Below are 25,608 nucleotides of genomic sequence, written 5' to 3'. Positions count from 1 at the left end.
CGTTATTAATTGGAGGGCTTGAAGGTGACAACGCAAACTACGCAATCGTTGGTGTATCCCTGGGAAGATTTGCTTCCCGAGGCCGGACAGGTAAAAGAAGTCGCTGAGGGCGTGTATTGGATACGCATGCCGCTTCCCTTTGCGTTAGACCATATCAACTTGTGGTTATTACGTGATGAGATTGAGGGCCGCGAAGGTTGGACAATTATTGATACCGGCGTGGCGCGTGACGAAGTGAAAGCGCACTGGGAGCAACTCTTTGCCAATGCGCTGCAAGGGTTACCCGTTTTGCGTGTTTTGGTGACTCATATGCATCCGGACCATGTGGGTTTAGCCGGATGGATTTGTGATAAGTGGCAGGTACCTCTGTCGATGACCATGACGGACTACATGGTGGCTCGCCACTGGACGCAACCGGATGCGAAGGGTGATTTGTCCAGCGGCCCCACAGGACAGGCGGCAGCGGCACACTTTTTTAAGCACGGTTTGACGGACCCTGACGCGCAAGCGCAAATTGCGGCTCGGGCCAGTTATTACCCCAGTATGGTGTCGCCCTTGCCGGCGCGTTTTCACCGTTTACTGCATGGCGTTCCAGTTCGTATAGGGGGCCGTGAATGGCAAATTATCGTGGGTTATGGACACGCGCCTGAGCACGCCTCTTTGTATTGTGACGAATTGGCTGTGCTGATTTCAGGGGACATGGTGTTACCACGTATCTCGACCAATGTCAGTGTGTTTGACGCCGAACCCGAGGCCAACCCGCTACCTTTGTTTTTGAATTCATTAACGGCGTATGACGATTTGCCGGACGATACCTTAGTGTTGCCCTCGCACGGTCGGCCCTTCAAGGGTTTGCATGAACGCATCGCGCAATTACAGTCACACCATCGTGACCGTTTAGATGACACCTACATTGCCTGTAAGGAAGGGCTCACTGCCGCTGAATTGGTACCGGTCTTGTTTAAGCGTAAGTTGGATATGCACCAACTTAGCTTTGCCATGGGCGAGGCGGTGGCGCATTTGCATGCGCTTTGGTACGACGGGCGCCTGCGCCGCGAGCAAAATACGGATGGGGTGTATCGCTTTTACGCCATCTAATGGGTGGCGTTTTATGATAGCGTAGGCCCTTGTTTTATTCGTTTGCTACCCCTTAGGCTTTATACACGTTGGTATTTATGAGTTCTTCATCATCGCCCCACCTTGATACGCGATTGCAGCATACCGGGCTTGCTGAGTTTGATCCTGAAACGGGGGCGGCCCCGGTTGCTATGCCTTCTGTACGTACCAGTACCGTACGTTTTAAATCACTGGCCGATTTAGATCGCGCCCAAAAAGCCTTGATGCAGGGGCAGCGTTCGCCGGTGTACGGGCGAGGTGGGTTGGAAACCCATGCGGCATTAGAGCAAGTTTTTTGCGAGTTAGAGAACGCCGAACGTAGCTTTTTGGTACCTTCGGGGATGGCGGCGATTGTCTTGGGTATCAGTGCCTTTGTGAAGCACGGAGATCATGTGCTGGTCACTGACTCGGCCTATGCGCCGGTGCGAGCCTACGATAAGGGCTTGGCACGACGTATGGGCGTGGAAATTACGTACGTAAAACCAGATCTTGCGAGTGTTAAAGCGGCGATTAAGGCGAACACGAAAGTGCTTTATATGGAGTCGCCCGGTTCGTTGTTAATGGAAATGATTGATACGCCAGCGTTAGCTGCGTTAGCACGCGAGCACGATCTGATCAGCGTGATCGACAACACCTGGGGGTCGGGCTATGCCTACCGTCCGCTTGATTTAGGCGTGCAAGTGTCGGTCGTGGCGGGGACCAAATATGTAGCTGGGCATTCTGATTTACTACTGGGGGCAGTAGCCACTAACGATACGTCGTTAATACCTGCGTTAAGCGAAGTGCATTATGCAATGGGCTATTCCGTCAGTGCAGATGATGTGTGGTTAGCGTTACGCGGTGTGCGCACCCTGCCTATTCGGATGCGAGAAAGTGCTGCAAATGCGTTACGTTTGTGTGAGTTTTTACAAACGGTGCCACAGGTAAAGCGTATTTTCCATCCGGCGTTGCCCACTGACGCTGGACATGCACTTTGGAAGCGGGATGCCTTGGGCTCGAATGGCATGTTTGCCTTCAGCTTAGATGTGCCAGTAGATGTAGCGCGACGCTTTGTCGATCAGCTACAGCTATTTGGTATTGGATTCTCGTGGGGAGGTTTCGAGAGTTTGGTGCAGTACGTTGAGCCCGCATTGGTGGCGCCCCATTCGTATTGGGGCCAAGACACCAAGCCATTGATACGCATGCATGCGGGCTTAGAAAACGTGGATGAGCTTATCGCCGACTTGAAATCGGCCTTAAACGCCGCTCTTACCAGTTCGGCATAGGGTGTTGCTTGGCGGGTGTTTGTTTTAAATGTAGGGCCCACGTATAGAGTTCTTGTAACTGGGCTCGCAACAACTCTTCAGTGGTGTCATCTCGCATCTCACCGTCAGGGCCGATGAGGCTCTGTGCGGTAGGAACCATGATTTCTGGGTGATTAAGTGGGTGCACATTTAAAAACACCAACACTTGGCGTAAATGTGATTGGGCTCTGGCGGTAGCAAAGCGCCCAGCGCTTGCCCCCATAATGGCAGCGGCTTTATGTGCAAACGGTTGATCGGCACCACGAGAGGCCCAATCAATGGCGTTTTTTAATAAACCGGGAATCGAGTAGTTATATTCCGGTGTGACAAACAAGAGGGCGTCGGCCTTAGCTATTTGTTGTCGAAAGCGTTCTACAGAAGGGGGAAAGCCTTTCTCATCATTCTCATCGCGATTGTATAAAGGGATATCTGAGATATCAGCGAGGGTGAACTGCATCGTATCGGGTGCGCAACGTTGAGCGCAACGAAGTAGGGCACCATTTAACGAGGCTTTGCGTAAACTGCCGCAGATGCCTAATACGTTAATGGGATTAGATGAGGTCATTCAGGCACTCCGTTGATCGAAAAATTGGCTAGTGTAAGTCATCATGCTCGGTAATGGTGTAAACCTCGATTAACGTTGCACGAGGCTAGTTTGATGATACGAGGGATAGGTTGCTACTGTATAGCAAGCTTGCGCTTATTCACAATGGATACAGCTACTTGCTTTTGTTTCGCCAATTGAAAATGCAGGTACGGCTTTACAGGCTACAGCGTCTACTCTTCCCAAATACGTTGTAATTGTCGTCGATTGCGTTTGGTAGGACGGCCTTCGTTAATGCTGTGGGCAGGCTCGGGTGCGAGACGCCGTAATTCGGCTGCTTTTTCTCGGGCCGCGATGCTTTCAGCGGTTTCAGCGTAAAGCGTTTGGGCGACAGGAGCTGGCCCACGCACACTGCTAATGGCCTGCACTTGAACCACCATGGGGGGCGTATTCTTTTGTAGCGTTAAGACATCGCCTACGCTGAGCTCACGTGCTGGCTTGCAGCGTTGCCCGTTCAGTAGCACTCTGCCTTTAGTAATTTCATCCACGGCTAGGCTGCGCGTTTTATAAAAACGTGCAGCCCATAACCATTTATCAAGCCTAAGTTTTTCCATAAGGTCTACAGTAAAACGTCAATCGTAGTGCTTACTATAAAGGGCTTACGCCCTTTCGGATACCGTTAGGCCTTGAGGTGTACGCGTGGGTTAGAAAGCGTGACGCATACCTACTGCAAAGGTGGGAGCAATGCTGTGACTGGTCTTTTTATCGGCCATCAGTGTGGAGTACAAGTCGGTGCGTGCCGATAAGCGATGGCTGTAGCCCACGCTTAAGAACTCGCGACGTTGGGTGTAAGCACCGGTGGTGCGTGCCTGACCGTACGAGAGCATGACGAGGTCTTTATTAACCGGAATGGAAACGCCCGCCTGATAGATGCGATCTTTGGTGCCGTTATTGATGGTGTTGTTGTGCTTCTCGCGTGATTCTGTGTACTGAGCGAAGAGCTTCATCCATTCCAGATCGTAGCTTGAGCCGATTTGCCAGGACGTTTCGCTGCCCTGATTAAACACGGATCGCACTTTTTGTCCCACGACACCGATCGCAAAGCGCTCGCCCTTGTAGCTTAATAGTGCGCTTTGGTTCGCACGGTCATCACCAGTTTTGAACTGGTGGTGTAAGGTCAGACTAAAGCCCCCTACGTTGGGCGTGGTGTAGTTGATAGAGTTGCTCCAGCCGGTATCGCCAGAAATGCGCCCTACACCGCCTTGGTACAAGTTGCGCACCGCTGGCGAGAAGCCGAAGGAGTCCGCAAAGGGGTTAAAGGTGACAGTATTAATGTACATGGATGAGCCCATGCGGCCCACACGTAGCATACCCCACTTGTCACCTTTCAAACCAACGACGGAATTGCGGGCGTACATCACATCGCCATCGAAACGACCAGAGGTACCATCATCAGCACGGAAAAAAGCTTCCAGCGTAAAAAAGCTCGTCAAGTTATCGTTGATTTTGTCTTCGCCGCTTAAGCCCCAATAGCTGGTGCGCATACGGCCAGAGGCGACGTCGTTTTCACGTTGGCCGCCACTTTCTTTGTAGCTGCCGATGTTTAAATCGACGAGGCCGTATAGTTTGACGTTAGCTGCGGATGCCATTCCAGGAGCGCTAAGCAGGGCGCTTGAAACGAGTAGGGTAGTGAGTGATTTTTTCATGATCTCCTCGGGTGTTATTGTGATGAAAAAAGTGTGCACGACGACAACGAACTGATGGCCGTGCGGGTTTTAGAAAAGCGTTATACGTGACGTTTATGCGCACCGGTCCCCTATGCCAATGGATTTTGGTCCAGAGGGCTAAAGGTTGTAGTGATATGAAAAAGTGGTGCGAAGATACCCGGGTCAGCCTGTGGATTTCTATTTTTACTTATCCACAGGCCTCGCGTCACTGACGGTACGGGTAGAGGTCGATAGTGTCGTTTAACCCAACAGTACTTTAGGTAGCCATGTTGCTATGGAAGGGACGATGTAGACCAACCAGGCGACAAATAAGATTAATACCCAGTACGGAATCGTTCCAATAAAAATTTCGCTTAGTTTGATATTCTTATCAGGAACAGAAGCTTTAACTACCAACACGCCGATGCCAAACGGAGGGGTGAGTACACCAGCTTCAATGACGAGAATACCAATCAGGGCAAACATCATTGGATCAAGACCCAATGCTAAGGCGATCGGCCAGAAGATAGGGACGGTGAGTAGCATGATGGAAATGCTATCGATGACGGCACCGAGAACAAACCACGTAATTGCCATAAACAAGAGGGTTCCACCTGGGCCTAAACCCAAGCTTTCTAGGTATTCTTGTACCTGTTGGGGAACTCCATTTAGGGCAATGAGCTTACTGTAAATAACCGCACTCATCAGTAACAACATAATGGGAGTTACCGTGCGTCCCGCTTCAATAAAGGCATGGTACATGCCTTGTGATCTCATCCCTTTAGCAAAGGCGAGTACAACGGCGCCCACCAGACCTACTGCACTCCCTTCAGTGGGCGTGAAATAGCCTAGCCATATGCCGCCTAAGGTGACGAAAATAAGCAGCCCGACACCTACTGCACTGTGAATCTCGCCTTTAGAAATAGCACTGACTTCCATATCTGCAGTTTCTGGGGCGGAGGTAGGCGAAAACTTAGCATAAATAATGCAATAGGCTGCATACAGTGAAGCGAGGATCAGACCGGGTATGACACCGGCGGCAAACAATTGACCCACAGATTGCTCGGTAAGAATTGCCCAAACAATCATGAACACCGAGGGTGGCAGTAGCAGTCCGAGTACGGAGCTACCGGCAATACAGCCCATGGCATAACTACGGCTGTAGTTATGCTTACGCATCACAGGATAAGCGACATGGCTAAAGGCAGCAGCGGCGGCAACACCTACACCTGTTACCGCAGCAAAGACAGCATTCCCGCCTACGGTTGCTACTGCTAAACGACCGGGAACGCCTTTCAGTACACGGTTTACCACATTAAATAAATCGGCCGCTGCACCACTGTGAGCGATAAGCATGCCCATCACGGTAAAGAGTGGAATAACAACGAAGTTGTAATCGCGAATTCCTGAGATGGCGGTTTGCTGTATTAGGCTCATTACGGGCTCGATTGAGCCAAACACAATATATAAACCAGCGAAGGCTGCGCATGCAAAAGCGAAGACAACCGGAACCCCAAGTAAAACAAGCGCAAATAAGGCGATTAGTCCCGCCCAAATTTCAAAATCCATAATGGGCTCCTAGTGGTTATCTTGCTCGGTGATGGCAGGGTTATTGCTTGGTTTACGTAAAGCCTCGATAGCAAGACCCAGACAGAGTAGTGCAGTAAGAATCCAGATAACCAGTGTAAAAATACGTAGTGGCCATGCCGGAACCCTAAAGGCATCACTACCAAAGAACTCAGATGTAGCCAGCGCGGCTTGTAGTGGTTCCCACGAGTAAATTGCCACCGAAATAAAAAACAGTGCGCCCAGCAGATAAGCAAAAGCGGTGCAGAGTCGGCGCCCCATATCGGGTAGTCGGTCTACTAAAATCGTGACGCGCAATAGCTTTTGCCTATGAATGGCATGCGGGGTTTGCAAGTAGGTTAAAAATACTAACGCTACTGCTGCAATTTCGGCTGTCCCGGAAAAAGGACGATTAAATACAAGCCTACCTAGTACGTCGTAGACAATCAGCACGGCCAAAGCCGCGCTAACGATTGCACCAATGACGTGTAGACCGAGTAGGAGTTTGTCTACCCAGGTTTTCATCTTTTGCTCTCTGATTGAGATAGTAGGGTGGTTGTAGAGGGGTTATAGCAACGAGGTGTAGTCGATGGGGAAAGTGTAGCCCTCTTCTTCCAGAAACTGGATGTACGTTTTAAGTACCTCAGTTGCAGGAAAGCCTTTTCCATCCAGTTCTTTAGCGGCATTAATTGGCACGTGCTTTAATTGCTCGGCCCATTTTTGCTGTTCTTCCAGCGGTAGGTCATTGACCTTGATGCCGCGTTCGGTAAGCTGCTCGCGGAACTCTACATCACGTTGTTTATTGCGCTCGGCAATAATCATCGACGCCTCAAGGGCCACTTCATCGATAATTTCCACGACATCTTCAGGAAGCTTAGCGCGCGTATCGGTGTTCATGAACGCGACGAGAGTGCTAAGTGAACCCAAACCCGTGGTGTTGAAGTATTTGGCTGGCTCGGACAGTTTGAAGGTTTCCATGGCCGAGATGTAAAACAGGCTGCCATCGGCTAAGCCGGTTTGTAGGGCCTGATAATGGTCGCCAATACCTAGCGTTACCGGTACACCCCCTACTGGAATTAGTAAGGGTGCATTGGTAGCCGCCATGGCAATGCGTTTACCTTTTAAGGACTCGATGTCATTCCAGTCGAAGGTAGAGGCAATACCGTAGGCTTCAGATACCGTTGCACTGAGTACGTGGTTTTTGTAGGAAGCCATGCTTTCTTGCAAAGCCGGTACTTCTTTTAGCATGCGGTTAGAAACGGTTTGCTGAACAACAGGATCGCTGGACGTAAAGGGCAGGTAGGCGCTGTAATTCAGTAGACCTGCACGTGATTGCTCAAAACCAATGGGCACCAGACCGATGTCCAGTGTTCCACTTTGTACGGCTTCGATCGTACCGTCTACTTTAGCGACACTGCCGCCCCACGCTTTGATAAAGCGCACTTTATGATCCGTACGTTCGGCTACGCGCTTACTAACTTCGTCAGCAAAAAACGTGTCATACACCTGTACATAGGTGACACCGGTGGTATGACCACCACCCATGCGTAGGTTGAAATTTTTAGCTTGAGCGGTGAACGATAGGCCGACTAAAAGGGTAGCGGCTGCAAGTTTAAGTTTTCTCATTGTTGTCTCTCTCCGTGGTGGAGCCAGTTATTCCTGAACGCAGGCAAGTATGAATTGCTCGTAAAGCTCAGGACTTAATAAGTGAGGATAATGCCCGCCATTGGCCAAACTGAGGTGTTGGGCCTGAGGGTAGCGTTGACGTAGTTTCTCTTGCGCGGCGGCAGGAATCAGCGGATCGTCAGGGCAATCGATAATGACCACACGGCTGTCATCGATGCTTAATGCTGGACAAGGTTCAGCAATAACGACGCCTGCTAAGCGAGCGTGCAAGTTTTCTGGGCTTTGGCGTTCGCTAAGCAGTTTCAATAAAAAGCCTTGCAACGTTTGGTGAGCCAGCGGTTTCAAGCGCTCAACCCACTCAGCGTGTAAGGTGTTCGGATCCGTGCTCTCAATGGTTTCACGGTCGAACAAGGGATTAGCCGCGAGATCGCTGCCTTCCTCAAAGCCATTACCAATAACTAGCTTAGCAACCCGCTGTGGGTAATGTAGAGCAAAAAATTGAATCCAATAGGCCGCAAAAGAAGAACCCACAACAACCGCCTGATCCAGCCCAAGCTGAACCATCAGTTGTTCAAGTCCGTGCGCCAGTTCATTGGCATCAGCGAGGGCGGGGTACGTAATGGCGATGAGACGGCCCTGTGTGCCCACGTTAGCTAACGTTTTAACAAAAACGGCGCTGTCGCCGACGGAACCGGGCAGTAACAGGACAGGCACGCCCTCTCCACCCGTGTCCAAATAACGCCAGTCGTGGCCACCACAGGTGGCGGTGGACCATGAGTAGCGCTCTTCTAATTGCGCAAGCTCTACATGCAAAGGGTTTTGCACATTAGTTTGCATCGAGATAGCCTTCTTCTTTTAATTGGGACATAGCGCCTTCAGAGAACTCGGCTTTAGGGCTGTTTCCGCTGACGACAACCAGTAGCAAGTGTGAAGTATCAGGTTCGTCGTGCGTGATGTTTTCAAAGCGACGGTTTACGCCTGCAGGGAATGAAATAACATCGCAGGGGCCTAACTCAAAGGATTCTACGGTGTCGTCCACTTCCCAAGAACAGCGCCAGCGGCCAGTGATAGGCATAAAGGTTTCATTGGTATCGTGATTATGCATCATTGGGCCTTTGCCTGGACGTGTTTCCACAAAACCCAAGTTAAAGCCTTCGCTGATCTTAATGGCTGCGTTCTTTGCTGCATCGTCGCCCACAGGGGAAGTCACCGCACCGGCGCTATCTTTTGGCGGTTGGAAACCAATCGCGTTATACAATGTACGCTTGTGATCAGGGTGGTCGCTGTCGGGCATCCCCCCATCAAAACCTTTAAGTTCGCTAAATAGTGCTACACGTTTCAGCATTTCTTCACGTGTGACTCGTATGGTTGGGATACTCATAGACTTCTCTCCAGAATGACTGTCTTGTTACTATTAGGTGTTTAGAAAGCGCTACACCTATTCTTCAAAGCGATTAGCAAGACGGGTGACTTGCGGAATAGTTACGAATTTATTTAACCTTGAAGTCATTAGTCATCGCAATTTTCTACAGCGATAGTCACTATCCCCCTGATCGATAGCCCCATTTCACTGTCTAACCCGTAGGCCTTACTGTTTAGGAGTACCTCATGCGACTGCACGACGTGGACCTCAATCTCTTGGTGCTATTTGATACGTTAATTAAAGAATGCCATGTCACGAGAGCCGCACTGCGCATGGGTATCAGCCAATCTTCAATGAGTGCGGCCTTAGCCAAACTGCGTACGATTTTTGGTGATCCGCTGCTTGTGAGATCGCAAAAAGGGCTGGTCGCTACACCACGAGCCAAAGAGCTGGCATTACGTGTAGAGGGCTTACTAGGGGAAATCGATAGCTTGATAAATGAGCACAGAGAGTTTGACCCCCGTAGGCTCAACATTACGATCTCGATGATTGTGATTGATTACATTGATTTTGTGGTCATGCCTAAACTGATACAAGTCGTTCAAGAGCGGGCGCCTGGGCTGTCTCTGCGGGTGTTGAACCCTAATCCTCGACGCTTAAGCGAAATCATGAGCACTGGTGAGGCCGATATGGCGTTAACCTATTTTCCAGCACCTCCTGAGAACGTTCGAACCCGACGTTTGTTTAATGATCGCTTGGTGGGTATTGCTAGCGCGAATCATCCTATTTTTGATGGCCCTCTTAATTTAGATCGCTTCTGTGAGTTCGATCACGTGGCGCTGGAACCCGGAGAGGGGGCAACCATGTACAACGAGATCATTGATGGGGCGATCGAGCGGGAAGGCAAGCGACGCCGTGTCGCGCTATCTAAACCTACGTTTATGGGCGTGCCATTTTTGGTATCACAAACAGGCCTGATTGCCACCTTGCCTGAACGAATCGCTGAGCGATTTACAAATTTCGCTCCCATCCGCTTATTCGAAATTCCCCTTGAGCTAGAGCCCATTAACGTCGTGCTGATGTGGCACGACCGCACGCATACGAATGCGGTACATAAGTGGCTGCGGGAACGTATTATTGAAGTGACGGATTAATATTCCCCTTGATTACGGTTTGGCCTGTGTGGACGGCCAATGTTCTGTAGGGTCTTCAGGCTTGGGGGTTTCTTCAGCTTGCGCGGCGTTTGGTTTCTCGTCTTGCTCGCCCGCTACAGGTTCACAATCAGTCGCGTCGTTTGTACCCGTATTTAGCAAAGGTAATAATGCGGCTAAGGGGGTGGCTACCACACCCAATGCCACAGCGGCTCCCGTGCGCGCGGCCAAGGGACCGGTTTGGACGCCGATATCTGGGTTCTGGAAGGTCCCTGTGGCATACAGGGGAGATCGTAGTGTGAAAATACGCAGGGTCTTATTGGCGGGCCGTATATCCAGATTTAAGGTTTCGCTGCGTAAATTGATATCGCCAGTGACATCAACCGTGGTGTCCTCGGTTTCTAATGTAAATAGGCCAATTTGCAGTAGCCCATTTCGAATGTTCGCGTTGGCCGCCACACAGTTCAGAATCACTTGTTCGTCGCCAAACAATTTCAGAAAAATCATGTTGGCCACGTTAAGACCGGCCGCTTCCATTAAAAAATGACTTACCGTGCCACGGCTAACCAGCGCATTGATTTCGCCATTAGCATGGCCTAACAGCTCAGCAATGGAGTTGCCTTGTCCGCTTAGCGTCGCGTCACCGTGTAGCTCCCCAAAGCTGGCGTCCATGGATTCCGCACCGGGGAAAAGCTCTTTAAGTTTCAGGTGACGGGCAGCGGTATCCATCTCGGCCTGTAGTTTTTCTCCCTGACCATTCAACGTGATGGTGTTATGTAAGGTTCCTCCGGCCACGCCAAAGTTGAGCGGCGTAAAGGACAGGACGCGATCTTGCAATGTGATGTATGCTTCGATGTCGTTAAGGGGCAAGTTTTCATTACGTAGGATCTTACGGCCTTTGAAGTTGACGTCCGCATCCATGGTTCCCCATGTCTCAGCGCTAATGGGGTCGACAGGGAGGACTTGGCCAGCAGGCGGGGCCACGGCGTTTTTATCTTTTGATCCTTTGACATCGCTTGTGTCAGCGCCGATTAAGGGGCCTAAGTCTCGAAATCGCAACTGCTGTGATTCGACTGTACCGGTTAATAGGGGTCGCGGATCACGGATTTGATACTCAAGGGTGCCGTTTAAATCGCTCTCGCCCACAACGCCTTTGAAGTTTTCATATCGCCAACGGTCATGATCACCGTCTAAGGTGGCGATGAGTCGGCCCTTGGTGTTGTAAGGAGGCGTATTGGGTAAGGCTACCCCAAGAAGAGCGTGCAGATCAGCCATGCTATTGCCGGCAAGGCTAAGCTGCACATCAAGCGCTGCCAGTTGCTGGGGCCGAGTTAATGAGCCTTCAATGCCGATGAGGGTTTCGCCGACACTTACCTTGCCTTGTAAGGGAAAGGGGGCGCTGTCGGCGGTTAATGACAACACATCACCGGTTTGGCCTTCGCCCTTAATGGTGGCGTCGTTGTAAGTGCCGTTGGTGGTAAAGCCCAGGCGGTATCCGGCTTCATTTTCTTCCTGCAAGGTGTCTAACTCGGCATTGAGATCAAGCTTGCTGGGAATATCGATCACATGAATTTTAGCCTGCGATAACTGTAGCTGTTGCAGATTGAATTGCCACGCCGAGCTTGTCTGATCAGAGCGGTCATTCTCGGTGAATGTCCAATTGTTCACTTCTTGGGCATCGCGGCTTAGCAGAACATTGGCTTGTTCAATTTGAAGGCGTGGGAGCTCAACAGTGCGATGGAGTAGAGCAAGTGGGTTGATCACGGCCTGAAGGTTGTTAATCTCTGCCATGTTGCCATCCAGTTGGCTGTCGGGTGGGTTGGCGACCGTAATGCGTTGGGCTGTGATTTCGGGTAAAGGTACCCAGCCACGCCAGCCCTTTTGTTCAGTAGGACGCAACCATCGCACTGATAAGTCACCTTCAATGGCAACGGGTCGATTTGCGAGCTCGGTGGCTTGCCGGTTGATCCAAGGTTTGGCGTGATTCCAGTTAAATACTGAAACGAATAGCACGCTGAAGACCAACAACAAGAAAAAGCTGAAACATCCCCACAAGATGAATTTGATATAGCGTGGCATGTTCGCTCCCTGTGCATCGCCCGATTGATGCGGGCAATTGATGCGCTTATTGTAGGAGCTTCATCGCACTACCTTTGATACCAAAACCTACGGTTGCTGTCTAAGTGTGACGTGGGGCTGTATAAGCTAATTTAATGCACCACACTTTTAGAAAACACATTGATCACGACCACGCCAGCAATAATCAGTCCAAGACCAATCAACGCAGGCAGATCCAGCATTTGCTTGTGCACAACCCAGCCGATGATCGAGATTAGAACAATCCCTACGCCCGACCAAATCGCGTAGGCGATACCGGTGGGTATGGTTTTGAGGGTTAGCGATAAGCAATAAAAAGCGATGGCATAGCCAATGACCACAATAAGGCTGGGGACCAGACGAGTGAATCCCTCGGCGGACTTTAATGCGGTGGTGGCAATGACTTCAGCAACAATGGCAATTGCAAGGGGAAGGTAGGGCGTCATATGGCGCTTAGATAAGGGTGTTGAGTTCTCTTCGTTAATATACTGTAAACAGGTATAGAAATACGGCTTTATCTCTATGCTCATCATCCAGCCATGGGCGAAACCCTGAAGAGCCATTGGTGCAGTCCGACTACAGTCGCCACATAGACCATGCCACCCGCCACGATGGAAATCGCATCGTTGCGGCTCCAAGGTATAGTTTGTTCGGAGGGCGTGTTAGCCCCCCGTTTACGCAACGAATGCCAATCGATAACGGCCCAGACTAAAAAACTACCGAATAATAATAGATCGGCCAGATTACCGTTCGCCATTAAATGGGCGATGGCCCAGAGTAAGGTCGCGATTAACATGGGGTGGCCCAGTTTCTGCCGTATGCGTCCATGAATGTAGGTGGCGAATAATAGGGGGAAGACCGGAATCATCAGCAGCAAGGCGAGATGCCGAAGCGCTGGTGTTGGCGTATAAATAATCGGAGGTCCCTGTCTGGCAAGACCATAACCCACAATAATGAAGACTAAACCGATGCCTGCCATGGCGGTATAAGGCCACATCCATGCCCCGCGGTTTCCTGCCCGTTCGATGACGCGTGCTCGCAGATTTGGTTTAACAATTTGCACGGAATGAACGCCAAGAAACACGATGAGGCCTAAAATTAAAACCGCCATGACATAAACCTCCTTTTTTGATAACGATGCGTTATTTTTTGATTTCGTTATTAATCATCCACGAGACGTCGTATTTGTCTTTCACCATTCCAAAACCAGCCGCCCAAAAAGTGGGGGCCCATGCCATAAGGACTTCGCCGTCTTTAGCTAGCGCTTCAAAAACATTGGCCGCGCGAACCGGATCGCTAATTTCAATCGCGATTGAGCAGCCGTCTCGTTTCCCGACGGGTTGATCAGGGCACCCATCTGAGGCCATTAATACTGCACCGTCGCAGCGTAATTGCGCATTCATCACACGGTCGGCCATATCTTCGGTAAAGTGTTGCTCGAAATCTGGCATCTCAGAGAAGCGGTTTATGTCTAGCGTACCGCCTAGCACTTCTTGGTAGAAGCCCATGGCTTGCGCTGTCTCGCCATTAAACAATAAGTACGGATATATCTGCATGCTGATCTCCTGAAGGAAGGAATTGATGTTGCAGTAATAAATATGTGTACAGCGTTCACATAAGGTAGCATAGTCATAAAAATGAAGGCAAGAAAAATCGGATCGAGAGTGTAAAAATTAATGAGCGAGAGATCGATAAACAAAATACGTACTACCTACAGGCATGGCAATCTCAAGCAGGCGTTACTGGATGCGGGTTTGCATTTAGCCCGAGAGCAGGGGCCTGCGGGTGTGGTCTTGCGAGAAGTCACCCGCCAAGCCGGCGTGGCAACCAGTGCTGCCTATCGGCATTACGAGGGGCAGGCAGACCTACTTGATGCGGTACGTGCGGCCTCGCTTCGAGAAGTTGCGCTGCGGATGGAGGCCGAGTTAACTACGCTTGGCACACCGGAGCCTTCGGTTGCCTATGCTAGAGCAAGCCTACGAGCCATCGGGCGCGGGTACTTGCGCTTTGCTTATGAAGAGGCGGGTTTATTCCGCACGGCCTTTGTTTTGCCGTTTACGCAGGAAGAGACCAGCGCTTACTCAACGGCAGGCGATAGCGGTTTAAACCCTTTTCAGTTATTGGGAGTGGCTTTAGATAGAATGCATGACGCGGACTTGTTGTCCGTCGAGGCCAGAAGTCAGGCCGAGTTTCTTGCCTGGTCTGCGGTGCATGGGATGGCGATGCTGATCTTAGATGGCCCGCTGCAGAATGTGCCAGAAGAGCAGCTTAAGCGGTTGTCGCAGCGTTTATTAACGATGGTTGAGCGTGGTTTACAGGAATAATAACAATGCGAATTTGGGTTGATGCGGATGCTTGCCCGGTGGTGGTGAAAGAAATTTTGTACAGGGCGGCGCAACGTTGGCAGCGCCCCTTAACCTTGGTGGCCAACCAAATGTTACGCACACCGCCTTTTCCTCTGATTACGGCGGTACAGGTGCCCAGAGGTTTCGATGTGGCCGACGATTACATTGTGCTGCACGCGTCGGCGGGGGATTTGGTCATTACTGGGGATATCCCATTGGCGGCTGAGCTTGTGGAAAAAGACGTTTATGTTTTGAGCCCCCGAGGGGAGCAGTTCGACGTCAATAATATTCGCGAGCGTCTTTCGGTGCGCGACATGTTAGAAGAGTTACGCGGAGCAGGAGTAGAAATCGGGGGGCCAGCGGCCTTTAGTCAGACGGACCGCCGTGAATTCGCCAATGCCTTGGATCGTTTATTGCTGAAGCTGTCACGTCTGGTTTCGTAAATTAATCGGGCCAAACCCCTGCATTTTCTTCTGATTTACGTTACCCTTTTACGATATTCATTAAGGAGCACACCATGGCACAAGCCTCAGCAAGTCACATCCTCGTTAGCACAGAAGAAAAAGCGCAAGAATTGAAAACCGCCATTGAAGGTGGAGCCGATTTTGCGCAACTGGCTAAAGAAAACTCCAGCTGCCCATCTTCACGTCAAGGTGGCGAACTGGGTAGTTTTGGTCGCGGCCAAATGGTTCCTGAGTTCGACCAAGTGGTGTTCAGTGCGCCCGTGGGCGAAGTACAGGGCCCAGTCAAAACACAATTCGGTTACCACCTTGTGTTGGTGACCGAGCGTAACGACTAAGTCGTAGCGCATCGTCAAAAAGGGCGGCCTTAGGGTCGCCCTTTTTTTTGTGGTATTGGTTTTTTACGTGTTTAGTTCAACTAATATTTTCCTAAACCCCTGTTTAGAAACAAAGGGTTAATTCATATATCCTACCTGCTCATCGCCTGCTAGATTGAGCAGATAGTAAGTGTGAGCTGGCTTGTCTTTGATCAGCGATTCTGTGTGCCCCGTTTAGGAGTTCCGTCATGAATTTGTCAGATTTGAAGCAGTTTGGTATTGATATCGAGTTCCCATTTAAGTCTAAATACGAAAATTACATTGGCGGTAAATGGGTACCCCCTGTTGCCGGTAATTATTTTGATAATCTTTCACCCATCACGGGCAAGGTGTTTTGCCAAGTCCCCCAATCCGATGCGGATGACGTCAATCTAGCCCTTGATGCCGCTCACGCTGTGCGAGCCACGTGGGCCAATACGTCCGTCGCCGAGCGTTCAGCCGTGTTATTACGCATCGCCGATCGTATGGAACAACAGCAGCATAAGCTTGCGGTCGCCGAATCTATCGACAACGGTAAACCATTGCGTGAAACCAGTGGTGCCGACATTCCTTTAGCCATCGACCACTTCCGTTATTTTGCGGGTTGTATCCGGGCACAAGAAGGTGGTATTTCAGATATTGATAGCACCACGGTGGCCTATCATTTTCACGAACCCATTGGTGTGGTTGGGCAAATCATTCCGTGGAACTTCCCTATCTTGATGGCTGCATGGAAATTAGCGCCTGCCTTAGCAGCGGGCTGCCCAGTCGTGATGAAGCCCGCTGAGCAAACACCGGCATCCATCTTGGTGTTGATGGAGCTGATCGGTGATTTGTTGCCTGCTGGCGTGATTAACATTGTGAATGGTTTCGGTAAAGAAGCGGGTGATGCTTTGGCGACAAGCACGCGTATTGCCAAAATTGCATTCACAGGCTCTACGCCCGTTGGGAAGACGATTTTGCGTAACGCCGCTGAAACCCTCATTCCGGCAACGGTAGAGCTGGGCGGTAAAAGCCCCAACATCTTTTTCGAAGACGTGATGTCGGCCGATGACGCTTTTTTAAACAAGGCATTAGAAGGCGCCGCCATGTTTGCGTTGAATCAGGGGGAAGTGTGTACTGCCCCGTCACGCATGCTGGTGCAAGAGTCCATTTACGAGCAATTTATTGAGCGCGTGGTGAAACGGGTAGAGAGCATTCAAAAAGGTAACCCTCTGGATGCCAAAACCATGGTGGGCGCACAGGTGTCGCAGGCCCAAATGGATAAAATACTGGGCTATATCGATATTGGTCGTGAGGAAGGGGCGACGTGTTTAACGGGGGGTGGGCGTAACCAGCCAGGAGAAGGCCTGAACGAGGGGTTTTATGTCAGCCCTACGATGTTGTTAGGGAAAAACTCGATGAAGGTTTTTCAGGAAGAGATCTTTGGCCCAGTGGCTGCCGTTACCACTTTTAAAGACGAGGAAGAAGCATTGGCCATTGCGAACGACACGCATTTTGGTCTGGGCGCGGGGGTATGGAGTCGCGATGGTTCTTGCGCCTACCGCATGGGACGCGGTTTACAGGCTGGTCGAGTTTGGACAAATTGCTATCACTTATACCCAGCGCATGCGGCGTTTGGCGGCTATAAAGAGTCGGGTATAGGCCGAGAGACGCACAAAATGGCCTTAAGCAATTATCAACAAACCAAGTGCCTACTGGTTAGTTACAGTGATCAGGCGTTGGGCTTTTTCTAGGTCTTATTTATCGTGACCCAATAAAAAATGCTGCTTCGTAATGAAGCAGCATTTTCGTATGGACGATTAGCGCGTTGACGCTTATAGGCCAGACAGGGTCAAGCTAGGGTGACGGTTAACGTCTTTGTATAGCAAGTAGCGGAAGCGGCCTGGTCCACCTGCGTAACACGCTTGTGGGCAGAAGGCGCGTAACCACATAAAGTCACCCGCTTCAACCTCAACCCAGTCTTGGTTTAAGCGGTAGACTGCCTTACCTTCTAACACATACAGACCGTGTTCCATGATGTGTGTTTCAGCAAAAGGAATCACGCCACCGGGTTCGAATGTCACGATATTGACGTGCATATCGTGGCTCATGTTAGACATGTCCACAAAACGCGTTGTTACCCAAGCGCCGTTTGTTCCGGGCATGGGGAATGGCTCAATGTCTTTTTCGTTAGTCACGAAAGCTTCTGGCAGTGGCACGCCTTCTACCGCTTGGTAACGTTTGCGAATCCAGTGGAAGTTCGCGATTTCGTCGCTACGGTTGTGAAGTGTCCAGTTACTACCAGGTGGAATAAAGGCGTAACCGCCTTCTTTCATGGTGTGTTTAGTGCCTTCAAGTGTGAGTTCGATTTCACCGCCCACCACAAAAATAACACCTTCAGCGCCGGCGTCAGGTTCGGGCTTATCGCTACCGCCACCTGGGCTGACTTCCATGATGTATTGAGAGAATGTTTCAGCAAAGCCGGACAACGGACGTGCTAACACCCATAAGCGGGTTTTTTCCCAGAAAGGAAGCCAGCTAGTGACAATATCCTGCAATACACCTTTAGGCAGAATGGCATAGGCCTCGGTAAACATGGCGCGGTCGGTGAGCAACTGCGTTTGCGGGGGATGGCCGCCGGGGGGCGCGTAATAGGTCGTATCTGACATAGACGAGTCTCTTTGTTAGTCGTTATCGGTGGAAATGCTGTGCCGAAGCAATGCGTTATGGCCGTTAGGCAGCATTGTGGCAGCAATACTTACACCATATCGATAACGCTTCATATCTACAAGTTAAATGTATTAATGCAGATCATTTGATTTATGAATAGCAGGTGTAGAGAGCAAAGCGCTTTAGGGTTAAATTAAACGTAGAGGTTTTTATATGTATTAACAACGTAGTAGCGGATGAAAGCCTCGGGTTCTTTATTCTTATAACGAGGAATTAAGTAAGCAGGCATCTATAATGCAAGCTATCCGTTTTACAAATAAGCCCATGAGTATTATTTCCAATTCGAATCGCTCTCTTTTTGACTTAGACCTGCTGCGCGCGTTGACGGTGGTAGCAGATTGTGCCAGCTTTACGCAGGCCGCGACTCAACTGCACTCGACACAGTCCACCATTAGCCAGAAAATTCGCCGCTTAGAAGAGATGGTAGGCCACAAACTGCTTGATCGAAGTATGCGTGGGGTGTATCCCACTGATGCAGGCTTAATTTTATTGAGCTATGCACGGCAGATGTTAGTGATGAATGATCAGCTACATGAAGCACTTTCTGGTGTTGCTGTAACGGTGGTTATTCGCCTAGGTGTACCAGAGGATTTTTCCAGTGGTAAAACAATGCGTAGGTTGGCCGCATTTAATCGACGTTACCCACAGGTCAAGCTAGAAGTAACAAGCGGATTAAGCTCTGACTTAAGCAGCAGCTATGACCAAGGCGAGCTTGATCTCATTCTGATTAAGCAGCGCCAACATGCGCGCGAGGCGATTGCTCGTATCCCTGAAAAAACGGCCTGGGTTGATAGTGCTAAACATCCATCCTTTCACTTGGACCCTATACCTTTAGTCGCCTTTCCGCGTCAGGGTGTGTACCGAAACGAAATTATTAACGCGGTAGAGGCCATGGGACGTAAATGGCGTATGGTGTTTATTAGTTCCAGCTTAAGTGGCATTCAAGCCGCCGTGGCGGATGGCATGGGCATAAGCCTGTTGCCGTTACGAGCCGTTACAGACGAGCACATTGTTTTGAGCGAAGCTCAAGGTCTGCCCAAAATAGAAATGTTTGAGCTAGCGGTGTGTCATCGGCCTTCAGCGGACTCGATGATTAAAGCGCTGGGCTTAGAATTAATGGATATGTTGAGTCGTGAACAATAAGACAAAACCAAACTGGACGATCCAACCTGCCGGTGACCGCTCATTGGTTATCGTATTTGAAAGCATAGACCCCATTCAGGCCAACCAGCAGGCCAGTGCGATAGCCCGCGATTTTCAGTTGCATAAGCCCGTTGGAGTTGATGCCGTGGTGCCGGGTATGGTTAGTGTGGCCTTGCATTATGCACCTGAAAAGGTACTGCTGGCGGCGCAGGCAGAACAGGCGACAACGCAATGGATATCACCCTATACGTGGTTGCGTCAGCAGCTTGAGCAGCGTTTGCAACAGCCTAGTGCAGAGTACGCTGTGGTGCAGCGTGAGGTGGAAATTCCCGTTTGTTACGGTGGTGAGCATGGCCCTGACTTAGCCGAGGTGGCCCAGCGCTGTCAGCGTAGTATTGGCGAGGTCATTGGGCTACATACTGCTCATGACGTGGCGGTGTTGATGCTGGGTTTTGCCCCAGGGCTGCCGTATATCGGCCGTTTTAGCGAACAGTTAAGCGTAGGCCGTCGAGCGACACCTCGCACCGTCGTGCCAGCGGGCATGGTGGGCTTAGCCAATCAACAAAGCGTGATTTACCCCGTAGACTTGCCGGGGGGGTGGCATTTAATTGGCCGTACCCCTTTGCGTTTATTTGATACTGGGCGCGCTGAACCTTCATTATTGGCAGCAGGTGATCGCGTTCGCTTTGTGGCAATTACAGCGGACGAGTTCGATGAAATCACGCGAGCGCAAGGAGACGTTGATGAGCATTGAGGTACTGAAGCCGGGTATGCTTTCAAGTTTTCAAGACATAGGTCGTCGGCATTTCCAGCATTTGGGTGTGCCCTGCAATGGTGCCGTTGATGAAAGAGCACACCGTATTGCTAATTGGTTAGTGGGTAACTCGGCGAACGAGGCCACCTTAGAGATCACGTTGCTAGGGCCTACGCTGCGTTTTAATCGAAACGCCGTCATCGCGATTTGCGGGGCAAGCTTATCGCCCGCGATTGATGGGGTGCCCATTGCGATGCATCAGGTAGTCAGTATTAACGCCGGCAGTGTGCTGAGTTTTGGACAGCGCTTGGCCGGCCTGCGTGCTTATTTGTCCGTACAGGGTGGGTTTGCGCTAGAACCAGTGATGGGCAGTACCAGTACCTATGTGCGTGGTGGCTATGGGGGACTGCAGGGTCGCGCCTTAAAAAAAGCCGATCTCATACCGTTAGCATCAGCATCGCCAACCCGGCCTACACGAGTATTGCCGGAAATGTCTTTATTTCCCTTGGGTGTGGTGCAAGGTAGTGCGGCGCCGGTACGCCTAATACCGGGTCGAGAATACCGACTTTTTACCCAGCAAAGTATTCAGGATCTGGTTGATCAACGCTACCAATTATCGGCGCAGTCAGATCGCATGGGTTATCGATTGACAGGGCCGCTGCTTCAGTTAGAACAGCCCTTAGAGTTATGGTCAGAGGCCGTTAGCGCCGGAACGGTTCAAGTGCCGCCCGATGGCTCCCCGATTATATTAATGGCTGACTCCCAAACCACAGGTGGCTATCCGCGCATTGCTAATGTGGCAGCCATCGACTTACCCCGCCTAGCACAACGTGTGCCGGGTGATACCTTAGGTTTTCAGTGGATCACCTTAGACGAGGCGCAACGCTTAGCGGTAGAGCAAGCCATGGTGTTTAAACGTATGGAGCAAACTACGTAGGCGAGCTTGTCATCGCACGATATACTCGTGCTTTAACGATTTTTCTTATTACGTCGGGTGCCTATGCCTTCGTGTTGGGTGTGGCACGACGACCCTTACAAGGTGACAAAATGAGCTCGCAGACCCAGCCTAAACCCCAAGGAAATTATGCTGCCGCAACACGCCGTGGTACCCAAGTTTTTACCGCTGGCATGACGCCACGACAGAATGGAGTATTGATTCGCACCGGTGGAGTGCGTAGCACGGATGACCTTAATGATTACAAAGAGGCGGCCGAGCTGGCGGTGGGTAATGCGCTAAAAGCGGCCCGTGCCACCTTAGAAGCGAATGAAGAAATCGCTCAAATTTTAAGCATGACGGTATATGTGGCGAGTGCCGATCAAAGCTTTGATAAACACTCAAAAATTGCTGACTTTGCGTCAGACTACTTATTTGCCGAATTAGGCCAAAGCGGCATCAGCGCACGGGCGGCCGTAGGGGTGTTTAGTCTTCCCGGTGGCTCGCCTTTAGAAATATCGCTGATTGCCGCTATAGCGTAACAATTACTCGGCCATTTTTACTAACGCATCGGCTTGTTGCACCATTTCGACCAAACCGTTGGTCATTGACGGTGAGGTGACGTACTTGCCACCAATCGCCATCATGGGTGTAGCATCGATGCGGTAAGCCTTGGCCAAATCATTGGCCTTGGCCACTTGTGTATTCACACCGAACGAGTTGAATGTGGCTTTAAATTCGTCTTCGTTCAACCCTTGATCTACAGCCCACTTCGTTAAGGCCTTGGCGTCAAATAGTTTTTTACGCTCTTTGTGTAAGGCATTGAAGACTTCTTCATGCAAATCGAGACGATCTAAGGCCTCAAGGGTGTAGTACATGCGCTGTAGATCTGCCATGCCCGAGTTAAAGGCTACTGGTACACGCTTAAAGGCCACGTTTTCAGGCAAGGTAGCAGACCATTGTTCGACAATGGGATCGGCGGCTGCACAGTGAGGGCAGCTATACGCGAAAAACTCTAGCGCCTCAATTTTATTGGCGGTGTCAGATGGCATGACTTGGCTTAGCGTAACGTAGCCTTGATTAGCCGCTGAGTTAGCAGCAACGCTAAGTGGACTGACAAGTGCGCTAACCGCAATGGTGGTGCTCAACGCCAATTTAAAAATACGATTTTTAGTGATCATCTACAGGTTTCCTAAATAGCAACAACTGCTATGACTGGTATTCGAGAGTGAAGTTCAGAAAGTATTAAGGTTGCGCGACCACTGAGGTTTCGATTTTCTGGTCGCCCAAGTTAGCACGTGCCCGATTCATTTCATCCAAACCGTTAAAAGGCCCAACGCGTACACGGTTGATCGCGCTACCGTTAAGTTGAGCTACCTGAACATCGACTTCCATGCCCATCATTAAAATACGGGCTTTGATGGCTTCGGCATCTTTGGCTGAACGAAATGCCCCCGCTTGTAAAAAGTAGGTATTACGTTTGGCAGTGGTCGTGCTAGGCGGAGCAGGCGGTGGCGTAAGTGCCGCTACCGTGGGCGGGGTTGTGGCCTTTGGCGTTGGGCTAGGTGCTGCGGTGGTCGTCGCATTACGACCAGTGGGAAGCGAGGCAATTAAATCACCCAAGGCATCGGGTGCGGGTGCCGTACCAGAGCCGCTGGACGGTTTGGGTGGTGTGATTCCAGTAAGTGGCGTCTGCCCAGAGTAAACGGGGGCATCGTTACGACTTGAGTACAAGCCTAAATTGGGGTCCGGTGCGTCGCGTACATCGGGCAACAGAATGGAGGCAGGGTCTCGGCTGGCACGGTCTGCAAAGGGCATGGGTGCTTTAGTGATATAAAATGCCACCGCTACCGCTGCAGCGAGACCTAAAACCAGACCGATAATCACGCCAAAAAACGTGCTGCCACTGCGAGCGGGTTTAGAACGTGAGGTTTTGCGTCGGGTTGCCATAGTGATAATTTACATTTTTTGGGGTGCGGAAACCCCAAGTGTGTTTAAACCATTCGCAATGACTTGTGCGCAGGCTGTCGCTAAGGCAAGACGGGCCAGTTTCAAGTCCTGATTGTCAGTGTTGACGCGCTCGGCGTTATACCAAGAATGGAAATCGGCCGCACAGTCGCGTAGCCAGAACGCCACTTGATGCGGTGCGAGATCAGCAGTTGCTTGGCTAAGCATCGCTGGGTACTCGGCTAGGCGCTGTAGCAACGATAGCTCGGTGGCTGCGTTCAGCAGGCTTAGGTTGGCATGTTGTACGTCTTCGTCGGACACGTTAGCCTGAGCTACCATCGAGTGAATACGGGCATGCGCGTACTGGATGTAGAAGACGGGGTTTTCTTCACTGCGTGATAACGCGAGATCAATGTCGAAAACAAAGTCCGAATCAGCACGGCGCTGCACTAAAAAGAAGCGAACCGCGTCTTGGCCTACCCATTCGACCAGTTCACGCAAAGTGACGTAGCTACCAGCGCGCTTCGAAATTTTAACTTCTTCGCCATTACGGATGACTTTCACCATGCTATGAAGCACATAGGCGGGGAAGTCTTTGGGTATACCTACATTTAAACCTTGTAGCCCAGCACGTACGCGAGCAATGGTGCCGTGGTGATCCGTGCCTTGAATATTGATCGCATGGTGAAAACCACGCTCCCATTTCGCGACGTGATAGGCTACATCCGGTACAAAATAGGTGTAACCCCCTTCACGCTTACGCATGACGCGGTCTTTATCATCCCCTGTGCCGAGCTCGGTCGTGCGCAACCATAAGGCGCCACCGTCTTCGTAGGTGTGACCAGCCTTAGTTAAGGCGTCGACCGTGGCTTCCACGCGGCCTGAGCTATATAGCGAGCTTTCTAAGTAATAGTTATCGAATTTCAGCCCAAAAGCTTGAAGGTCTAGATCTTGTTCGCGGCGCAAGTAGGCGACCGCAAAACGGCGAATATCATCCAGATCGTCTAGGTTACCACTGGCCTCTACACGCTCGATGTCGGCGGCTTCCACGGCGTTTTTTGCAAGGTATTCGCGGGCGATTTCAACGATGTAGTCGCCTTTATAGCCATCAGCAGGAAAGGCATCAGAGTCGGGCTCTATGCCTTTGGCACGGGCTTGCACACTGATGGCGAGGTTATCGATTTGGTTTCCAGCGTCGTTGTAGTAGAACTCACGCGTGACACGATGGCCTTGCGTGCTAAATAAGCGACAAATGGCATCCCCCAAGGCGGCTTGGCGGGCATGACCCACGTGCAACGGACCGGTGGGGTTAGCTGAGACAAATTCGACCATGACTTTATCGTCACGAGCGGCTTGCACTCCGTATTCAGTCCCTTGCTTTTGAATGACGGTTAAGACGGCCTGATGCGCATCGTGCGTTAAGCGAAAGTTAATAAAACCTGGGCCGGCTATTTCGGCTGACGCGATTAAGTGGCTGGCCTCGGCATTTGCCAAGACGTGGTCAACGACCTGCTGCGCAAGTTCACGTGGATTGCGTTTAGCGGGTCGGGCCAATTGCATCGCCACATTCGAGGCGATATCACCATGAGCCGCGACCTTAGGGCGCTCGAGGGTGATAGTGGGAGTCGCATCTGGAACCAGTGCGCTAACGGCGTTTTGAAGTAGCGCGATGAGCTGTTGTTGTTGCTCTAAAAGCATATGGAATTCTGTGAGTTAGGTGCTGCGGGCCATTAAGGCGCGCAAGAAAAGCGGCGTGACAAATGTCCGTACAATTAAGCTTACATAATAGCGTGATTTGCACTTCATTTCTTCCCTCAAGCCTGAGGCACCCCACTTAGATGGACATAAGGGCGATAAAGCGTTGCGCAACACGATAAAATATCGTTAACAAGCGTAAAGCATCGAGCACGAGTGCCAGTGTCAGTGCGGGTTTGATACACTTAATGAACTAGGGTAATGCGGATCAAGCCTAGGCATTGCACGGTTCCGTTTTGCTTTATGATCGTATATAGCCGTGAAACTACGATAAAGGGAAACATTATGCTACTTGTCTTTAACTCCAAAGCCGCCGCCAAGGTCATGATGTTCGCTGCAGACTCCTTGCCTGTATTGCAAGCCGCAGGCAAGCCCTACACCGACGACGTGCCGCCTCGAGGCGTGATTCCCCACGATCAACTGGCTAACGCTATTCGCGGCGTCGAAAGAGCCATGTCGATGGCTACCGAGCCTGAACATAGCGAAGACACGACTGATATTGATGAGCCTCCGGTACCTGCCATGAAACAACCGGTTGGTTTTAGACAGCGAGCTTTTCCATTACTGGATCTCATGCGTAAATCGGCGGCTGCCGAAGCCGATGTGGTGTGGGAGCCAGCCGATACGTCGTGGTAGTCCTCCCGTAGTGGCCGACTTACTACGCTCAAAAGACAAAACGCCTGCTTGATGAAGCAGGCGTTTTTTATCAACAACAGGATCACTGTTGTATGGATAGGGTAAGCACACCA

At 50.8% G+C, this 25,608-nt stretch carries 28 protein-coding genes; 12 read left to right on the top strand and 16 right to left on the bottom strand.

Annotated elements, in window-relative coordinates; all coding sequences use genetic code 11:
* The first annotated feature begins 24 nt into the window (after nucleotides 1-24).
* Both AC2UZI_RS01050 and metC read left to right on the top strand, forming a co-directional pair.
* A complete protein-coding gene (locus AC2UZI_RS01050; protein ID WP_486941979.1) occupies nucleotides 25-1,098 on the top strand; it encodes an MBL fold metallo-hydrolase in 1,074 nt (357 codons plus the stop codon).
* A 77-nt stretch (nucleotides 1,099-1,175) separates the two neighbouring features.
* The gene (gene metC / locus AC2UZI_RS01045; RefSeq protein ID WP_486941978.1) at nucleotides 1,176-2,381 is read left to right on the top strand and encodes a cystathionine beta-lyase; all 1,206 of its coding nucleotides are present in this window, start codon (nucleotides 1,176-1,178) and stop codon (nucleotides 2,379-2,381) included.
* Here the strand turns inward: metC and AC2UZI_RS01040 are convergent.
* From AC2UZI_RS01040 to AC2UZI_RS01005, 8 genes are all read right to left on the bottom strand, one after another.
* Complete coding sequence (locus AC2UZI_RS01040; RefSeq protein ID WP_486941977.1) at nucleotides 2,365-2,964, bottom strand: NADPH-dependent FMN reductase; 600 nt, start codon at nucleotides 2,962-2,964, stop codon at nucleotides 2,365-2,367. The two genes, metC and AC2UZI_RS01040, sit on opposite strands and share 17 nt — an antisense overlap.
* Nucleotides 2,965-3,176: 212 nt before the next feature.
* On the bottom strand, nucleotides 3,177-3,557 hold the full coding sequence (locus tag AC2UZI_RS01035; protein WP_486941976.1) for an RNA-binding S4 domain-containing protein: 381 nt from the start codon (nucleotides 3,555-3,557) through the stop codon (nucleotides 3,177-3,179).
* A 90-nt stretch (nucleotides 3,558-3,647) separates the two neighbouring features.
* Nucleotides 3,648-4,649, bottom strand: coding sequence for a porin (locus AC2UZI_RS01030; RefSeq protein WP_486941975.1), 1,002 nt, complete (start codon nucleotides 4,647-4,649; stop codon nucleotides 3,648-3,650).
* Between the two features lie 261 nt (nucleotides 4,650-4,910).
* Nucleotides 4,911-6,218, bottom strand: coding sequence for a TRAP transporter large permease (locus AC2UZI_RS01025; protein ID WP_486941974.1), 1,308 nt, complete (start codon nucleotides 6,216-6,218; stop codon nucleotides 4,911-4,913).
* A gap of 9 nt (nucleotides 6,219-6,227) precedes the next feature.
* On the bottom strand, nucleotides 6,228-6,740 hold the full coding sequence (locus AC2UZI_RS01020; RefSeq protein ID WP_486941973.1) for a TRAP transporter small permease: 513 nt from the start codon (nucleotides 6,738-6,740) through the stop codon (nucleotides 6,228-6,230).
* 42 nt (nucleotides 6,741-6,782) lie between these two features.
* Nucleotides 6,783-7,841, bottom strand: coding sequence for a type 2 periplasmic-binding domain-containing protein (locus AC2UZI_RS01015; protein ID WP_486941972.1), 1,059 nt, complete (start codon nucleotides 7,839-7,841; stop codon nucleotides 6,783-6,785).
* 27 nt (nucleotides 7,842-7,868) lie between these two features.
* Entirely contained in the window at nucleotides 7,869-8,678 is an 810-nt protein-coding gene (locus tag AC2UZI_RS01010; protein WP_486941971.1) for an alpha/beta fold hydrolase, read from the bottom strand.
* Nucleotides 8,668-9,222 (bottom strand): cupin domain-containing protein, encoded by a 555-nt coding sequence (locus AC2UZI_RS01005; protein ID WP_486941970.1) that lies wholly within the window; start codon nucleotides 9,220-9,222, stop codon nucleotides 8,668-8,670. The genes AC2UZI_RS01010 and AC2UZI_RS01005 overlap by 11 nt, the downstream gene beginning before the upstream one ends.
* Before the next feature lie 227 nt (nucleotides 9,223-9,449).
* Between AC2UZI_RS01005 and AC2UZI_RS01000 the strand changes: the two genes are divergently transcribed.
* Nucleotides 9,450-10,358: a LysR family transcriptional regulator gene (locus AC2UZI_RS01000; protein ID WP_486941969.1), complete on the top strand. Its 909-nt coding sequence runs from the start codon at nucleotides 9,450-9,452 to the stop codon at nucleotides 10,356-10,358.
* A gap of 12 nt (nucleotides 10,359-10,370) precedes the next feature.
* Here the strand turns inward: AC2UZI_RS01000 and AC2UZI_RS00995 are convergent, their stop codons facing one another.
* The 4 genes from AC2UZI_RS00995 to AC2UZI_RS00980 all read right to left on the bottom strand — a co-directional run bounded on the left by AC2UZI_RS00995 (nucleotide 10,371) and on the right by AC2UZI_RS00980 (nucleotide 14,008).
* Nucleotides 10,371-12,434: an AsmA family protein gene (locus AC2UZI_RS00995; RefSeq protein WP_486941968.1), complete on the bottom strand. Its 2,064-nt coding sequence runs from the start codon at nucleotides 12,432-12,434 to the stop codon at nucleotides 10,371-10,373.
* Between the two features lie 131 nt (nucleotides 12,435-12,565).
* The gene (locus AC2UZI_RS00990; RefSeq protein WP_486941967.1) at nucleotides 12,566-12,898 is read right to left on the bottom strand and encodes an SMR family transporter; all 333 of its coding nucleotides are present in this window, start codon (nucleotides 12,896-12,898) and stop codon (nucleotides 12,566-12,568) included.
* An 83-nt stretch (nucleotides 12,899-12,981) separates the two neighbouring features.
* Nucleotides 12,982-13,563, bottom strand: coding sequence for an NnrU family protein (locus AC2UZI_RS00985; protein WP_486941966.1), 582 nt, complete (start codon nucleotides 13,561-13,563; stop codon nucleotides 12,982-12,984).
* Between the two features lie 31 nt (nucleotides 13,564-13,594).
* On the bottom strand, nucleotides 13,595-14,008 hold the full coding sequence (locus tag AC2UZI_RS00980) for a VOC family protein (protein WP_486941965.1): 414 nt from the start codon (nucleotides 14,006-14,008) through the stop codon (nucleotides 13,595-13,597).
* A gap of 120 nt (nucleotides 14,009-14,128) precedes the next feature.
* Between AC2UZI_RS00980 and AC2UZI_RS00975 the strand changes: the two genes are divergently transcribed.
* The 4 genes from AC2UZI_RS00975 to AC2UZI_RS00960 all read left to right on the top strand — a co-directional run bounded on the left by AC2UZI_RS00975 (nucleotide 14,129) and on the right by AC2UZI_RS00960 (nucleotide 17,350).
* The gene (locus AC2UZI_RS00975) at nucleotides 14,129-14,776 is read left to right on the top strand and encodes a TetR/AcrR family transcriptional regulator (RefSeq protein ID WP_486941964.1); all 648 of its coding nucleotides are present in this window, start codon (nucleotides 14,129-14,131) and stop codon (nucleotides 14,774-14,776) included.
* Nucleotides 14,777-14,781: 5 nt separating this feature from the next.
* The gene (locus tag AC2UZI_RS00970; RefSeq protein ID WP_486941963.1) at nucleotides 14,782-15,240 is read left to right on the top strand and encodes a YaiI/YqxD family protein; all 459 of its coding nucleotides are present in this window, start codon (nucleotides 14,782-14,784) and stop codon (nucleotides 15,238-15,240) included.
* 74 nt (nucleotides 15,241-15,314) lie between these two features.
* Nucleotides 15,315-15,596, top strand: a complete 282-nt coding sequence (locus tag AC2UZI_RS00965; RefSeq protein WP_486941962.1) for a peptidylprolyl isomerase — start codon at nucleotides 15,315-15,317, stop codon at nucleotides 15,594-15,596.
* A gap of 227 nt (nucleotides 15,597-15,823) precedes the next feature.
* On the top strand, nucleotides 15,824-17,350 hold the full coding sequence (locus AC2UZI_RS00960) for an aldehyde dehydrogenase family protein (protein WP_486941961.1): 1,527 nt from the start codon (nucleotides 15,824-15,826) through the stop codon (nucleotides 17,348-17,350).
* Nucleotides 17,351-17,431: 81 nt separating this feature from the next.
* Here AC2UZI_RS00960 and AC2UZI_RS00955 read toward each other — a convergent pair whose 3' ends face one another.
* Nucleotides 17,432-18,265 carry a bifunctional allantoicase/(S)-ureidoglycine aminohydrolase gene (locus tag AC2UZI_RS00955; RefSeq protein ID WP_486941960.1) on the bottom strand — a complete coding sequence of 278 codons (834 nt, stop codon included), beginning with the start codon at nucleotides 18,263-18,265 and terminating at the stop codon, nucleotides 17,432-17,434.
* A 295-nt stretch (nucleotides 18,266-18,560) separates the two neighbouring features.
* On the opposite strand from AC2UZI_RS00955, the gene AC2UZI_RS00950 reads away from it, so the two are divergent.
* The 4 genes from AC2UZI_RS00950 to AC2UZI_RS00935 all read left to right on the top strand — a co-directional run bounded on the left by AC2UZI_RS00950 (nucleotide 18,561) and on the right by AC2UZI_RS00935 (nucleotide 21,699).
* Nucleotides 18,561-19,469, top strand: coding sequence for a LysR substrate-binding domain-containing protein (locus tag AC2UZI_RS00950; protein WP_486941959.1), 909 nt, complete (start codon nucleotides 18,561-18,563; stop codon nucleotides 19,467-19,469).
* Complete coding sequence (pxpB, locus tag AC2UZI_RS00945; RefSeq protein ID WP_486941958.1) at nucleotides 19,459-20,223, top strand: 5-oxoprolinase subunit PxpB; 765 nt, start codon at nucleotides 19,459-19,461, stop codon at nucleotides 20,221-20,223. Before AC2UZI_RS00950 ends, pxpB begins: the two co-directional genes overlap by 11 nt.
* Complete coding sequence (locus AC2UZI_RS00940; protein ID WP_486941957.1) at nucleotides 20,213-21,160, top strand: 5-oxoprolinase subunit C family protein; 948 nt, start codon at nucleotides 20,213-20,215, stop codon at nucleotides 21,158-21,160. The genes pxpB and AC2UZI_RS00940 overlap by 11 nt, the downstream gene beginning before the upstream one ends.
* Before the next feature lie 110 nt (nucleotides 21,161-21,270).
* Nucleotides 21,271-21,699, top strand: coding sequence for a RidA family protein (locus AC2UZI_RS00935; protein ID WP_486941956.1), 429 nt, complete (start codon nucleotides 21,271-21,273; stop codon nucleotides 21,697-21,699).
* A gap of 3 nt (nucleotides 21,700-21,702) precedes the next feature.
* On the opposite strand, the gene AC2UZI_RS00930 is transcribed toward AC2UZI_RS00935, so the two are convergent.
* From AC2UZI_RS00930 to argS, 3 genes are all read right to left on the bottom strand, one after another.
* A complete protein-coding gene (locus tag AC2UZI_RS00930; protein WP_486941955.1) occupies nucleotides 21,703-22,338 on the bottom strand; it encodes a thiol:disulfide interchange protein DsbA/DsbL in 636 nt (211 codons plus the stop codon).
* Between the two features lie 64 nt (nucleotides 22,339-22,402).
* The gene (locus AC2UZI_RS00925; protein ID WP_486941954.1) at nucleotides 22,403-23,107 is read right to left on the bottom strand and encodes an SPOR domain-containing protein; all 705 of its coding nucleotides are present in this window, start codon (nucleotides 23,105-23,107) and stop codon (nucleotides 22,403-22,405) included.
* A gap of 9 nt (nucleotides 23,108-23,116) precedes the next feature.
* Entirely contained in the window at nucleotides 23,117-24,802 is a 1,686-nt protein-coding gene (gene argS, locus AC2UZI_RS00920) for an arginine--tRNA ligase (RefSeq protein WP_486941953.1), read from the bottom strand.
* A gap of 342 nt (nucleotides 24,803-25,144) precedes the next feature.
* Here argS and AC2UZI_RS00915 point away from each other — a divergent pair, with 342 nt between their 5' ends.
* The gene (locus tag AC2UZI_RS00915; protein WP_486941952.1) at nucleotides 25,145-25,495 is read left to right on the top strand and encodes a DUF1840 domain-containing protein; all 351 of its coding nucleotides are present in this window, start codon (nucleotides 25,145-25,147) and stop codon (nucleotides 25,493-25,495) included.
* Nucleotides 25,496-25,608: the final 113 nt, after the last annotated feature.

The organism is Paenalcaligenes sp. DL 463, from assembly GCF_057475185.1.
Note: the sequence above shows the minus strand (reverse complement) of the source record. Positions and strands in the feature narration are given on the sequence as shown.